Genomic DNA, 15,395 nt, shown 5'->3' with positions numbered 1-15,395 from the left:
CACTTAACAGTGAGGTTTTATAATTATACCATGTAAAGGATGCTACTCTTCCTTTTTTATTTGCTCCGATTCATTTGTAGTTTTAGTCGTTGTTTCCTCTACTTTAGAAGAAATTTCTTTGGTTTCTGTTTCAACATCAACTTTGGTTTCATCTACCTTAGAAACAGTCATCGTTTCTGTAGCATTAACACCTTCTGTAGCGATTACCTCAACAACAACCTCTTTCTCTGCGTGCTCAGTACTAGCACCATGACCACCTAAAACAGGAGCCATTACCAATCCAACTAAACAAGTTAGTTTAATCAAAATATTCATTGAAGGCCCAGAAGTATCTTTAAAAGGATCTCCAACAGTATCACCTGTTACAGCAGCTTTATGAGCGTCCGACCCTTTATAGGTCATTTCACCATTAATTTCAACACCTGCTTCAAACGATTTTTTGGCATTATCCCAAGCACCACCAGCGTTATTTTGGAAAATTGCCCACATAACACCTGAAACACAAACACCGGCCATGTATCCTCCTAACGGTTCGGCTCCGAAAATGGTCCCAATTATAATAGGAGAGATAATAGTTATTAATCCCGGTAAAATCATTTCACGAAGAGCTGCTTTTGTAGAAATATCCACACATTTCGCATACTCTGGTGTACCAGTTCCTTCCATAATACCAGGGATTTCTCTAAACTGACGACGTACCTCCTGCACCATTTCCATAGCTGCTTTACCTACAGATTCCATTGCTAAAGCAGAAAATATTACAGGAATCATTCCTCCCACAAACAAGGCTGCAAGCACATCTGCTTTAAAAATATTGATTCCATCAATACCTGTAAACGTAACATACGCTGCAAATAAAGCCAGCGCGGTTAAGGCAGCAGAAGCGATCGCAAAACCTTTACCCACCGCTGCAGTTGTATTTCCAACAGAATCTAAAATATCTGTACGTTCACGAACGTGGTCTTCCAATTCACTCATCTCTGCAACACCACCAGCGTTATCAGCAATAGGGCCAAAGGCATCAATAGCCAATTGCATCGCTGTTGTAGCCATCATCGCAGATGCTGCAAGTGCTACTCCATAAAAGCCTGCAAAATAATACGATCCATAAATTGCCGCAGCAAATAAAAGCACCGACAAAAAGGTAGATTTCATTCCAACTGCTAAACCTGCAATTATATTTGTTCCAGCACCTGTTGCACTGTTCTTTACAATATCTAATACTGGTTTTTTTCCTAAACTAGTGTAGTAGGCGGTTACAACAGAAATTAACGCTCCTACCGCTAAACCAATACAAGCTGCCCAAAAAACATTGATAGAAGGCACATCTTTTATTCCTTCTCCAAAAAAGTTCATTTTTAAGGTTTCAGGTAACATCAATTTAATTAAAAAGAAACTTGCTATTAATGTTAATACAATAGATGCCCAGTTTCCTGTGTCTAGCGCCTTTTGAACTTCTGCTTCTCTGGCGGTATTGTCTTTAATTCCAACTAAAAATGTTCCGATAATTGAAGATATAATACCAACACCAGCAATTACTAGCGGCAATAATATCGGACCCATACCATTAAAATCATCTGAAAATTGAGATGTTAGAGACATGTCTCTGATCACATAATTCCCTAAAACCATTGCTGCTAAAACAGTGGCTACATAAGAGCCAAATAAATCTGCTCCCATACCTGCTACATCACCTACATTATCACCTACATTATCAGCAATTGTAGCTGGGTTTCTAGGATCATCTTCTGGGATTCCTGCTTCTATCTTACCTACTAGATCTGCTCCTACATCAGCAGCCTTTGTATAAATACCTCCTCCTACACGAGCGAACAACGCAATTGATTCTGCACCTAAAGAGAAACCTGCCAATGCTTCTAACACTACCGTCATTTCACTATAAAAATTACCTCCTTCAGAAATAAATTGATTCACAAATAAAAGGAAAAACAACGTCAATCCTAACACTGCTAATCCTGCTACTCCCAATCCCATAACGGTTCCGCCTCCGAAAGACACCTTTAAGGCCTGAGGTAAGCTTGTTTTTGCGGCTTCCGCCGTTCTAGCATTTGCATCGGTTGCAATACGCATTCCTATATTACCTGCCAAAGCAGAAAAAACTGCCCCTATAATAAAAGCAGGAACAATCATGATACTAGTCGTTTCAACCATTTGAGATATTCCGAATAATGCCAGTGAAGCAATCCCAACAAAAATTAATAAAAGACGATATTCGGCAGCTAAAAACGCAAGTGCTCCTTCTTTGATACTTTTAGAAATAGACTGCATTTTTTCACTCCCTGCATCTTGTTTTTTAACCCAAACCATTTTTACATACATAAAAATTAGGCCTAATAATGCCAATACAATTGGCACATACATCATGTTTTGTTTCATGTTTTTCTATTTTGATTAGTTATAGTGTCCGTAAATATAACCAAATCAATGGGTAATAAAAAAATCTCTGATTTTTTTTGTGTTTTCAGTGTGTTTTCCTACCTATTTCGTTGGTAAACGGTTACTACCTCTTAAGCTATTTGAACGAACACAACCTCAAGCAAAATCAATTACGTGCTTTCTATCATCTTACAGTAACTATAATTGGTTTATTGAAAATCGATGGCTAATTTCTTTTGAAGTTGCGACGGTGTTAACCCAGTATTCTTTTTAACGAACGAGCTGAAATTAGAAGTACTATCAAAATTATATTTATACGAAACTTCTTTAATATTTACATCTCTAAACAATAGCTCTCTTTTTATTTCAAGGAGCAATGCTTTATGAATAAACTTCAAAGGGGTAATTCCAAATTTAGCCTTTATTAATTGAGTAAGTTTCTTAGTTGAAGTATTTAAAAAAGCTGCATACTCACGTACTGTTAATGCATTCAATTTTTCACTAACAAGCTTTGTAAAGCCGGTTAATAAATGATCTTTGGTAGTATTCAATGTGCTACTTTCTATCACATACTCTTCCAAATCATACAGTAAGGTAGATAGTAAATGTATTGCTTTTTGCTTGTAAAAAAAACCTTGTTCCTTTTTTGTTTGTCTTATTAAATCTAACAATGAAATCGATTTTTCTATAAACTCTTTCCTGCTTTCAAATATACTTTTTATTTTAGAGTAATACTGAAGAAACGTTAATGAGCCGATCAATGTAGATAACGTTGGTGTATTGACAAACTGTATTAATAAACCATCCGTTTTTGCGTCTCTTCTTACTAAATGAACTTGTCTTGGTTTAATAACGTAGCAACTATTACTGACAATCGGAACCTTATCAAAATCAATGAGTTGATACCCCCCTCCGTTGAAAAAAAAGAGAATTTCAAAATAGTTATGTCGATGAATGCTATCGTAGTCATACGGGTTATTATACGATATAGGCTCTATATTAATACCAAAGCCACCACTGATATTATGAGTAGGTATTTGTTGTTCAATTTTCATTCACATGAGGATTAAATTCATAAGAAACACACCTTTTTTCATAAGTCTGACCAATAAAAACCTCATTACCTTTGTTAACATTACAAAACTTTAAAACAGTGAAAAAAGTAGTTTTTGTTTTTATAATAACTCTTTTTATTTAATTAAATTATACGACAAGTTAACAAAAAAAATTATTTCATTACTTTTTAATGATCGTATGTAATGATTTTTTAAGTTTTCAATTATTAAAAAAATTGATAGTATAACCACTGTAAATAACACATTTAAAAATTAAAATTTTAGCCATTAATTAATACTAGAAATCAAACAACCAATCCCCCTTTAGAGCCCCTTTTTACTCTAAATTAATTCTAAATAAAAACCCTTCTATAACACTAATTTGATGAGAAAAGGTAAAAACGAAATTTGTTTTTACCTTTTTGTTTTCGACGGTATGTTTATCGAACATACGTGAAGTATCAATGACTTTCTTTACTGGTTTACACTATTCCACTTACGACCGAATTATACGATTTACAGATAAATACATGAATGGGTTTATTAGGTGTTGGATGCTGTTAGGAACAAACAAACTAATACCAATTTACCAATTATAATTGCACGGATATACAATTCATTATCAAATACATTTTAAAGAAACACAAGTAGGAACTCTAATTCATTAATCACTGTTCTATTTTAAGGGAACACGCATTTTTATAAACTCGAATTAGCTCAACTATTTTCCGTAATTTTGCACTTCAATTTTAGAGAAAATGTCAGAAGAAAAGAAGTCGTTAAACTTTATTGAACAAATAATCGAAGAAGATATAGCTAATGGGATGCCTACAGAAAATTTACGTTTTCGTTTTCCTCCTGAGCCTAATGGTTATCTTCATATTGGGCATACAAAAGCAATCGGAATTAGTTTCGGTTTAGGGGAACAATATAATGCTCCGGTGAATCTTCGTTTTGATGACACCAATCCGGCCAAAGAAGAACAAAAATATGTTGATACCATTAAGCAAGATATTTCTTGGTTAGGTTACAACTGGTCAAATGAATGTTATTCATCTGATTATTTTCAGCAGTTATATGATTGGGCCGTTCAACTAATCAAAGATGGAAAAGCCTATGTAGACTCTCAGTCTTCTGAGGAAATGGCAAAACAAAAAGGTACGCCTACAACACTTGGTATTGCCGGACCATATCGCAATAGGCCTGTTGATGAGAACCTCAATTTATTCACACAAATGAAAAATGGTGAGTTTGATGAAGGAACTCATGTTTTACGTGCTAAAATTGATATGGAATCACCAAATATGCTCATGCGTGACCCTATTATGTACCGTATTTTAAAGAAAGCACATCACCGCACTGGAAACGATTGGGTTATTTACCCTATGTACGATTGGACGCATGGAGAAAGTGATTATATCGAACAAGTATCGCACTCATTATGTTCATTAGAGTTTAAACCTCATCGCGAATTATACAATTGGTTTAGAGACAATGTACATACGTACAGCAAATCTGAATATCCATTAACCCCAAAACAACGCGAATTTTCACGACTAAACTTAAGCTACACTATTATGAGCAAGCGTAAGTTATTACAATTGGTTGAGAAAGGTATTGTTTCAGGATGGGATGACCCGCGCATGCCAACTATTTCTGGGCTACGCAGAAGGGGCTATACGCCATCAGCAATTCGAAGTTTCATTGAAACCGTTGGTGTATCAAAACGTGAAAATGTTATTGATGTAGCTTTATTGGAATTTAAAATTCGTGAAGATTTAAATAAAACCGCCAATCGAGTTATGGGAGTGCTTAACCCTGTTAAATTGGTGGTTACAAATTACACAGAAGGTAAAGAGGAAATCTTAATTGCCGAAAATAACCCTGAAGATGAAAACTCGGGTACAAGAGAAGTGCCTTTTTCAAGAGAATTATATATAGAAAGGGACGATTTTAAAGAAGAAGCCAATCGCAAGTACTTCCGTTTAACCATTGGCAAAGAAGTTCGTTTAAAGAATGCCTATATTATAAAAGGAGAACATTGTGTAAAAGACAGTGATGGAAATATTATTGAAATCCACTGTACTTACGATCCTTTAAGTAAATCAGGCAGCGGAACTGAAGAAAGTAAACGTAAAGTAAAGGGTACGCTGCATTGGGTGTCTATAAAGCATGCAGTTAACGCAGAGGTAAGGGTGTATGATCGTTTATTTTCTGACGAAGCTCCTGATAGTCATAAAGACAAAGATTTTATGGAGTTTTTAAATCCTAGCTCACTAGACGTTATTCATGCTTTTGTTGAGCCAAGTCTACAGAGTGCCAACATTGGTGATCGATTCCAATTCCAACGTTTAGGATATTTTAATGTAGATGATGACTCTTCTTCAGAGAAGTTAGTATTTAATAAAACTGTTGGATTACGTGATAATTGGGCAAAAAAGAAATAAGTAAACACAATCATTTTAATAAAAAACTCACTTTTCAGTGGGTTTTTTGTTTGTATTTACGTCAGTTCGCTCATAAAAAATCTTCCTTAGTGCTATATGGCTTTTTGATATCGCATGCTATTTTGTTAGCCCCTAATTACTGTGGCTCAATAGCATACCATTTACCAACCATAATGGTTATGGTAAATACCGAGCTATAGGTAATAGTATTTTACTACTGAATCTCTATGACTTTCATCATATCATGGAGATGTAGGTATTTGAAAACCTTTAATGAATGAAACAAAATTAACAGGTAACTTCAAATTCCAATCAGTATAATACGATTTACAATGGCTGTGTAACTATGCCTAAGATTATAGTATTAATAAATACCCCAAACAATGAATTGGAACATTGAAACGATGCATTCGGATCAAAAATTCGTTCATAATAGTTTCTCTTTTAACAATAGAAATACATGAACTATGTTTTAAGTTTACTCTATTACAAAACTCTCATTTTGTATCCAGTTTGCTCTTAATTCAAACTCTTTTGAAAAATAAATAACTCTTTCCGGTTGTGTTCTTTTTAGAAAAATACCTGTATCCCATTTTTTATTATTGTTCGCATCTACGATTGCTCTTACCACGTATTCTTTTGGCTCCAACAGGTTAAATTCTATCTTTTTTGACCCCGTAACATATTCTTTTTTAAGCACTTTATCCTTTTGTAAAAGCTCTATGATTAACGGTTTATTCACCCTGTTTTGTACATCCAAAACAATACTTCCGTAATCTTCAATTTCTTTAGTACTAAACCTGTATTTTAACGTATCATTTTTAGTATCATACACGTCTGATAGCGCATCGGGAAAAACGGTTAACCTATATTCCGTTTTTGGCTTTTTTTCAAATATTAATCCCAGTTTATTAAGTGCAATTTTTTTTAAGTCATACGCTACTTTTAACGTGTCTTTATCAACAAACAACACCTTAGACGTATCCACCTTAATAATTGGGTTATTCGTTTCTAAAAAAAGCGTATCATTAAAATGCAGTATTCTGCTTACACTTGACTTCACTGATAAAGAGTCTAACTTCTTTTTGCGTAACCGAACCGTAATGGTATCTCTAAACTCGTTTCGGGTAACTACGAAATTTAAAGAATCTCGCTTAATAGGGGTGTGCCAATACAAAAGCGTGTCCTTTTCTTTTTCATATGCGTAGTACGATTTAAAGTCATCGGGAACCTTGGATAATAAGGATACTTTTAAGTCTTTTTTTTCTCCTTCAAATCCGAATTGAATCTTCCCTCTAGACAATTCTTTCCCTCTTTTAAACGTAAATTTTTTCCTTTCATTAAATAGTTTAATGTCCTCTGCAACCAGGGTGTCTCTAGGTAAAACAATGGTATCGGTTATAAAACCTATTTGATCGGTTTTTGCATTAAACATATAATCATTGGCCGGCTCTTTTAATGCTAATAATAAATACTTTCCTTCCTTTACATTGGTAAAATTAAAGTTAGTGGAATCAAGTGTACTGGTAACATAATCGGGCTTTTTCTTATATACAATAGAATCGTTAAAAACACTGTCTAATTTATACAATAAAACACTGATGCTCTTTTCCGTTTTTTTGTTAAAGGCATGCGACACATTCCCTGCTAGTTTTAAGGAATCAATATAATTGCCTGTAGAAAAAACATATTTAAAATTCTCGAGTGTATTACCCTCATTATTATCTCGAACAGCACTACCAAAATTAAACGTATAAGTTGTATTGGCTTTTAAGGTATCTATAATTTTAATGTTTATGTATTTACTCGGTGTTCCCTGTGGAGAAATTATTAATGGGTTCTTTAAGGGGGGTGACACTACTAACTGTTTCCTTAACTCTTTTAAAACAACATATTCATCAAAATAAATTCGTATTGTGTTTTCATTGAAATTTAGGGTTTCATAAGGCGGATTTGCAGTAATCATAATTGGCGCGTCTTCATCTTTGGGACCCCCTTCAGGACGACCTCTACGTGCGCAACTTACGATCAGAACAACTAAAGAAAAAATACAAATTTTGGTTATTTTTTTCACAAAATTAAATTTTAATTCAACATCAAAAGTAGTAAAATAACACGAACGAATGTTTATACTTTTTCAGTATATGCCATTGTACAAATACTAATGGTAATATTCGTTGTTTTCAACAACTCATTACAACAGGCCTCTAGTGTAGCTCCTGTGGTAATCACATCATCGATTAGTACTACATGTTTATTTCGTAAAAAGGTCGTATCGGTTAATTCAAATTTAGTATTATTATTTGAAAATCGTTCAAATCGTTCCTTTAAGCTTTGCGTTTTTGATTTAGACCTACGAATCAACAACGTAGACTTATAGGGTATCCCTAACGTTTCGCTCAAGGTTTCTGTAAATTTTGTAAGTTGATTGTATCCTCTTTGCTTTTCCTTTATCGGATGCAACGGAACTGTCACCAAATAATCTACATTCCTAAACATTTGAGATTGCTGTAGTTCATAAGCCACGCAATGTCCTAAAAAAACACCAATACCTTCTTGATTTTTATATTTTAGTTCATGAATCATCTTTTGTGTAATTCCATGCTTTTTGTAGTATAAAAATGAATATATTGCATTTACGGGGAAACGACCATAAAAAACAGCTTGTAACATTCGTTGTGTTGCGTCGTTATTATTTATAATTGGAAGGCTGTGCTGGCAACTAACACATAAAAACAATTCGTTTTTTAATAGTTGCGTTGAGCAGTTGACACATAAATTTGGAAAAAAAACATAAAATATATCTTTTAGAATCTGCATCTTTTCTAGTAATTTTTTAATGGTTAAGGTACAAAAATCAACCTATGTTATTTTGAGTAAAAAGTTAAATTTTTTTAAAGAAGCAGTAAAAAACTACAAAACGGCAGGCACATTGGTTCCAAGTTCGCGTTATTTAGCGAGTAGAATGCTCGCATCTATAAATTTTTCTAAAGCAAAAGTCATTGTTGAATTAGGCCCGGGTAATGGGGTTATTACCAAAAGGATTTTACATAAAATCCAGCCTCAAACTACCCTAATCTGTTTTGAAATAAACAGTACTTTTTACAATGAGCTTCAAAATATTGATCATCCTCAATTAATTTTACTGAAAGAATCGGCTGAGAACATAGATGAACGACTGAACGCGCTAGGTTTCGAAGAAGCGTGCTATATTGTTTCTAGTTTGCCTTTAACCATTATTCCTAAGAAAACATCAAGTACTATTTTACAGAAAAGCCATGCTCTTTTAAACGAAAAAGGCGTGTTTATTCAATATCAATATAGCCTTTCTTATTACAAAAAGCTTAAAACTGTATTCGGTAAACACATCACTTTAGATTTTGAGACTTTAAATTTTCCTCCGGCATTTGTATACAAATGCATTAAAAAATAGTATTTTAGCCTGTGCCGTATTTATAAGTTACACCTAAGCTCCCCTAAGTAATGGTTGTCAAACGTTTTCAAAATAAAGGATTAATAGCCTTTTTACTTTTCTTAGTAATTGTAATTGGGTGGTTGGCGTATCAAAATGCTAGGGATTTTTCAGTTTTAAAAAATGCTTTTGAAGCAGAAAAAAAAGAACTGGAAAAAGAACTAGATAATGTAATCGTTGATTATCGTAAAACCGCTCAAGATAACCGTAGCTATACTGCTAAAATAGAAAAACAATTACGAAATATAGTTTTATTAAAAGACACTATTCATAAATTAGAAGCAACAAACTACAACTTATTACGTGTTTATAAAAAAAGAATTTCTAACTTAGAGAAAGAAAACCAAACATTGTTAAATAAACTGGACTCGTTAAGCACGGTTAACAACCATTTGTCACATGAAAACAGTAGTGTAAAAACGATTCTATCTGAGACAAAAGATTTGAACTCTAAGCTCAACAGAAATAATAGAATGTTGGAAGAGAAAGTTGTTCGTAACGATATTTTAGAAATTGCTAAAATAGAATTTCGTGCTTTAAAATCGAAAAGTACCGGGATGTTAACAGCAACCAACGAGGCGCATAAAACGAGTGCTTTTAAAATACAATTTGATTTGTTAGAAAACAAAATTATTGGCAAAGGCACAAAACAAATACATGTACAATTAATTAACCCTAGAAACCAAACTATCAACGCAAAAGGGAAAATTGAATTAAAAAATGGAACAAAGGTTCGGTACAGCGATGTCATAGAAGCAAACTACTACAATAAAAAACTGGCGGTAACATCACTGATAAATGTGAGTAAGGATGTTATAAAAAGAGGACATTATAAAGTACGAATATATGTGAATCGATTATTAACAAAACAATCAATTATAAAATTAGAATAACCCCTTAATCCTCCTAAAAAAATGAATTCAAAAGCTTCTAAAAATGCAGCATTAGTTTTTCTACTAATCATTATTCTGTTATTAACCCTGCATGCTTTTAAAAAAGAAAGCGAAATCGATGGTCTTCAAAGTGTTTTCCAACAAGAAAAAACAGACTTAAAAAACTCTTTAGATGAAATGATTAAAGATTACACAGACGTTGTAATTCGTAAAAAAAGTCTTTCGAAACGATTGCGTGTAGAGATTCAAAAAATGAAAGATTTACGCGATTCCGTAGTAAACCTAAAAGGGCATAACTACAATTTAATACGTACCTATCGAAGTAAAATTGCCAGTTTAGAGAGAGAGAATAGAAGGCTCTTTATTAAAATAGATTCGCTTAATACTGCCAATGAAAGCTTGGTTCAAGAAAATGTTATTACCACTGAAATTCTGAACCAAAAAGAAAATATCAATAACGAATTAAACGAAAAATATAAAAAGCTTGAAGCTAAGGTAGCTGTCGCTTCAAAAATAGATATCAGTCCGGTAACGGCCATTGCCATGAAAGAAAGAAGCAGTGGGAAATTAACCTCAACGTCTAGATCAAGTAGAACTGATGCTTTCAGAGTAAATTTTGATTTGCTTAAAAATGACATTACAAAGTCGGGTAAAAAAATGGTATATGTCCAAATTATTGATGAAAACAAAAACGTTCTTACCCCTAAGGGGAAAACCTTTTTAAATAATGGTGCTAGTATTTTATACAGTGATTCAATTGCCGTGAATTACCTTAATGACAGAATGAGCTTAGTATCATTAGTATTGGTGAATAGAGATGAAATTAACAAAGGAAAATACACCATCAGTGCTTTTGTTGAAGGCGAATATTCAGGTAATTCTGTAGTTAGCTTGCGCTAACTCACCTGTTTCGAAAATCACATAGTTTACTCTTGCTTATTTTTAAGGGTAGTTACAAATGTTTCCTTTACGCTATCAGCGCTCAATAAATACGGTACAATTAAGGCAGATGATATAAACAAGCCTAATAAACTATTGATCTGCCTTTCATGTTGAAACGTATTTTCTATAAAACTACTAGCTAGCCAATAATCAAGTATCATAAACACAAAATAGGTACCTAAAAAAACTGCATGTATTTTTGGAAAACTACTTCTTTTTTTAAGAAACAAGATCATTGCCAAAGGATAGTACACTAACAACAGAGCTTTAACCATGGTTTCTAAGAGCACTAAAAGAGCAATTAACAGATGAAAATTAACGTTAGTGCCGCTAAAGTATAACAACCAATTTCCTGATAGATACATATTACTCTCGAATAGATCAACAATAGTAAGTAGATACGCTAAACCCATCGCAATACCAATTGGAATTAACCAACCACCTATTGGTTTATTTTCTTCATAATAACACTCTATTTTAGGAATAGGGTTGTACTGATACAGTTTAACAGCTAACCAAACAAACCCGCCTAGTATCATGAAAAACAAGAGTGTCCCAGTAATTTTCAACCAATTAACAGTAATCTCTGATGTTCTGAATAATCCTCTATTAGAGGTTATTATCGAATACCCCATCTGCTGATCAAGCTTTGTTAAATCGGCAAAGAAACGTGGAAACTCAGCAACCGAAACAGCATCTTTTTGAGTTTTAAAAACATGCTCTATGGTTAAAACACTCTCTGAATTCTTGAATTCCACCTCTTTACGATAATAGATGTTCGGAGATCGAATATCGAAAAAATCGCGTTTAAAAGTCCAATTTTTAGGCACGGTTATGTTGATCGTCTGGGTTCTCTCTAGAGGATATAGTAAATCATACGGTGTTTTTCTGTTTAACTTCGTAGGCATTGATAAGATATCAGAAATGGTATATGGATAAAATGCCGCTATTATTTGATCTTTTTCGGTACTCGGCTTCCATAAACTATCAATTCTATAATCTTCAAATACGGTAAATCTATTATTCTCCATATCATCAACATACTCGGGATTCTTTATGCTTTTTATCGTACCAAAGTACCGAGCATAATATTGCTCATATACTTCTTTAATAGACGAAATACTGTTGTTTTTAAACAATGAACGAATATAATCTGCCTCTGCCTTGTGAAACACAGAAGTAGTTCTAAGCGTGGCTCCTTTGCCCTCCTCATCAATGATATAGTCATTGGTAACCTCAATTAAGTTCGTGTCAAAAGGAAAAATCTCCTCCAAATAATTATTCTCTTTTTTTAATACCAATCCATATCGATAGTCAGGAAAAGCAATAGCATCGAACTTTCCTCCTTGATTCGAGATAGTTGGGTCGTACCATAACTCCCTTCCGTTTTTATCAATTGTCTTCACTACACAATGATTAAAAATAGTCGCCGCTGGTAGCATCGATTTAATCGTTCCCTTAAAGTAGGTATTTACCAATACGGGGTAAGCTTCAATTCCCATAGAGTTAAGCATAGTAACCATTAAAAGGCTTTTGTCTTTGCAATCTCCAAAACGTTGTTTAAAAACTTTATTCGGTGAAAATGGTTTATAGGCACTAATACCTCCTTCTAAACCTAAATAGCGGATATCATCTTGCACAAAATCGAGGGTAGCGCTAATTTTCTCCCCTTCTGCTGTATAGGCCTCATCGATCTCTTGAATTTTTTCTCGTAATTCGGTTGATAGTTGATGTTGAACTTTAAATAATTTAACGCCCCAATCTACAATCTCCTTCCATGATTTGTAATTGCTGATTTGCGCTATACCTGATGATATATGCCATACAGGCGTATTTTCTTCATACCTATGACTAGGAATATTTTCGTCTGAAATAACATAGATGTAATCCTGATTTTTCCTTTTTTGTTCAAGCTCAATATCTGTTGCAAAAAGTGTTACTTCCATAGGTTTTTTTGAAATAACCTTAACAAATAATTTCCCTAACGGTTCGGAGGTTTCTATATTAAAAAAGTCAGCGTACTTACTTCCATGAATAGGATTAAATCCCTTTATTGTAAAACTATAGTCAATAATATCACCTGTTCGTACATCACTTATATTCGTAAAGGCCGACAAACTTCCGTCATATATGTAGCTCTCTGAATTTAACTCCCTTCTCAAAGTTTGAAAAACACTCGAGTTTAGTTTGTCAATTACTTTTCCGTCTCTGATAACCTTTAACGAATGAATATATAAATTTTGGTAAGTAGGATCAAAAGCTATAGTTATAGACGACGCGGTTTGTACCCCCACATTCTCTGTTATTTTTGTAGCACGGTGAAAAAACACTTCTTGTTTGTTCATGTGAACCTGCTCGTCGTATAGTAATACTAAGTTTCCTTGAACAAGTTCTTCTGAACTAATATCAGGAGCTACATTGTACGTAACTGTTTCCACCCAATGTGGAACCACAGGTTTTTTCTTCATCTGTGCAATAGCCGTCAAAAAGATAAAGAAGCATAGCAATAGGCAAATACCATTTTTTTTCATAACACACGCATACTTTTTCTACAAAAGTATATTTTTATTCTCAAATAGTTAGTTTAAAAATATATTTTTGCACCATGGCAAAACAAGAAGATCAATTTAAAAAGGTAATTTCACACGCAAAAGAATACGGTTATATATTTCAATCATCTGAAATCTATGACGGATTAAGCGCTGTGTATGACTATGCACAGAATGGTGTAGAGCTAAAGAAAAACATTCGTGACTATTGGTGGAAAGCCATGGTACAAATGCACGAGAATATTGTAGGAATAGATGCGTCTATTTTAATGCATCCTACCACTTGGAAAGCTTCAGGCCACGTAGATGCTTTTAATGATCCTTTAATTGACAATAAAGACAGTAAAAAACGATACAGAGCGGATGTTTTAGTAGAAGATTATTGTGCTAAAATTGAGGCTAAGATTGACAAGGAAGTGAAAAAAGCTGAAAAGCGTTTTGGAGATACCTTTAACAAAGAAGAATTCCTTTCAACAAACGGTCGTGTTTTAGGATACCAAGAGAAAATTAATACCATTTTGGGGCGATTAGGCAAATCGCTAGAAAATGAAGATTTGGTTGATGTAAAAGCATTAATTGAAGAGTTAGAGATTGCCGACCCGTTAACTGGTAGCAAAAACTGGACAGATGTTAAGCAGTTTAACTTAATGTTTGGCACGCAATTAGGAGCGTCTGCTGATAGCTCAATGCAAGTGTATTTGCGACCTGAAACTGCACAAGGTATTTTTGTAAACTTTTTAAATGTTCAAAAAACAGGGCGTATGAAAATTCCTTTCGGAATTGCCCAAACTGGTAAGGCTTTTCGAAATGAAATAGTTGCCCGCCAGTTTATTTTTAGAATGCGTGAATTTGAACAAATGGAAATGCAATTTTTTGTAAAACCAGGTACGCAAAAGAAATGGTATGAACAATGGAAAGAAACACGTCTAAATTGGCACTTATCATTAGGTATAGGTGCTGAGAACTACCGTTTTCACGATCATGAGAAGTTAGCGCATTATGCGGATGCTGCCACAGATATCGAATTTAAGTTTCCTTTTGGTTTTAAAGAATTAGAAGGAATTCACTCTCGTACCGACTTTGATTTAAAAGCGCACGAAGAGCATTCTGGTAAGAAATTACAGTATTTTGATCATGAAGAAAATAAAAGCTATGTGCCGTATGTAGTTGAAACGTCTATCGGTTTAGACAGAATGTTTTTAGCGGTTTTCTCTAAGGCTTTACAAGAAGAAGCATTAGACAATGGAACTTCAAGAACGGTGTTAAAACTTCCTGCTGTGCTGGCTCCGACCAAAGCGGCTATTTTACCTTTAGTGAAAAAAGACGGATTACCAGATGTTGCTCGTAAAATTGTAGATGATTTAAAATGGGAATTCAACGTGTCATACGATGAAAAAGATGCTGTAGGGCGTCGCTATCGTCGTCAAGATGCCGCGGGTACTCCTTTTTGTATTACGGTAGATCACGATACTTTGGAAGATAATACGGTTACCGTACGTTATAGAGATACCATGGAACAGAAACGTGTTAAAATAGACGAATTAAGTGCGCTTATTAAAGAAGCTACAGATGTTCGTTCTTGGTTGTTGAAAATGTAACATACCTTTTATAAAATATATTTAAACCTACCTGTATTGGGT

General features: G+C 33.9%; 10 protein-coding genes. 5 read left to right on the top strand and 5 right to left on the bottom strand.

The features are described from left to right. Positions 1–42: 42 nt before the first annotated feature. Both AC2TDS_RS12280 and AC2TDS_RS12275 read right to left on the bottom strand, forming a co-directional pair. Complete coding sequence (locus AC2TDS_RS12280) at positions 43–2,397, bottom strand: sodium-translocating pyrophosphatase (protein WP_484735874.1); 2,355 nt, start codon at positions 2,395–2,397, stop codon at positions 43–45. Positions 2,398–2,606: 209 nt separating this feature from the next. Beyond that, positions 2,607–3,452 (bottom strand): helix-turn-helix domain-containing protein, encoded by an 846-nt coding sequence (locus tag AC2TDS_RS12275; RefSeq protein ID WP_484735873.1) that lies wholly within the window; start codon positions 3,450–3,452, stop codon positions 2,607–2,609. Between the two features lie 758 nt (positions 3,453–4,210). On the opposite strand from AC2TDS_RS12275, the gene AC2TDS_RS12270 reads away from it, so the two are divergent. Then, positions 4,211–5,899, top strand: coding sequence for a glutamine--tRNA ligase/YqeY domain fusion protein (locus AC2TDS_RS12270; protein ID WP_484735872.1), 1,689 nt, complete (start codon positions 4,211–4,213; stop codon positions 5,897–5,899). Between the two features lie 478 nt (positions 5,900–6,377). Here the strand turns inward: AC2TDS_RS12270 and AC2TDS_RS12265 are convergent, their stop codons facing one another. Continuing rightward, positions 6,378–7,973 (bottom strand): Ig-like domain-containing domain, encoded by a 1,596-nt coding sequence (locus AC2TDS_RS12265; protein ID WP_484735871.1) that lies wholly within the window; start codon positions 7,971–7,973, stop codon positions 6,378–6,380. Positions 7,974–8,026: 53 nt separating this feature from the next. Continuing rightward, a complete protein-coding gene (locus AC2TDS_RS12260) occupies positions 8,027–8,719 on the bottom strand; it encodes a ComF family protein (RefSeq protein WP_484735870.1) in 693 nt (230 codons plus the stop codon). A 52-nt stretch (positions 8,720–8,771) separates the two neighbouring features. On the opposite strand from AC2TDS_RS12260, the gene AC2TDS_RS12255 reads away from it, so the two are divergent. From AC2TDS_RS12255 to AC2TDS_RS12245, 3 genes are read left to right on the top strand one after another with little or no spacing between them, the layout of a single operon-like run. Further along, positions 8,772–9,332, top strand: coding sequence for a class I SAM-dependent methyltransferase (locus tag AC2TDS_RS12255; protein WP_484735869.1), 561 nt, complete (start codon positions 8,772–8,774; stop codon positions 9,330–9,332). A gap of 50 nt (positions 9,333–9,382) precedes the next feature. Next, positions 9,383–10,264 (top strand): DUF8428 domain-containing protein, encoded by an 882-nt coding sequence (locus tag AC2TDS_RS12250; RefSeq protein ID WP_484735868.1) that lies wholly within the window; start codon positions 9,383–9,385, stop codon positions 10,262–10,264. A 21-nt stretch (positions 10,265–10,285) separates the two neighbouring features. After that, positions 10,286–11,164 carry a DUF8428 domain-containing protein gene (locus AC2TDS_RS12245; RefSeq protein ID WP_484735867.1) on the top strand — a complete coding sequence of 293 codons (879 nt, stop codon included), beginning with the start codon at positions 10,286–10,288 and terminating at the stop codon, positions 11,162–11,164. A gap of 26 nt (positions 11,165–11,190) precedes the next feature. Here AC2TDS_RS12245 and AC2TDS_RS12240 read toward each other — a convergent pair whose 3' ends face one another. After that, positions 11,191–13,737 carry a DUF3857 domain-containing protein gene (locus tag AC2TDS_RS12240; RefSeq protein ID WP_484735866.1) on the bottom strand — a complete coding sequence of 849 codons (2,547 nt, stop codon included), beginning with the start codon at positions 13,735–13,737 and terminating at the stop codon, positions 11,191–11,193. Between the two features lie 74 nt (positions 13,738–13,811). On the opposite strand from AC2TDS_RS12240, the gene AC2TDS_RS12235 reads away from it, so the two are divergent. Then, positions 13,812–15,353, top strand: a complete 1,542-nt coding sequence (locus AC2TDS_RS12235; protein WP_484735865.1) for a glycine--tRNA ligase — start codon at positions 13,812–13,814, stop codon at positions 15,351–15,353. The last annotated feature ends 42 nt before the right edge of the window (positions 15,354–15,395 follow it).

This window comes from Tenacibaculum profundicola, assembly GCF_057220795.1.
The sequence above is the reverse complement of the archived record's forward strand: the minus strand, read 5'-3'. Positions and strand labels throughout refer to the sequence as shown.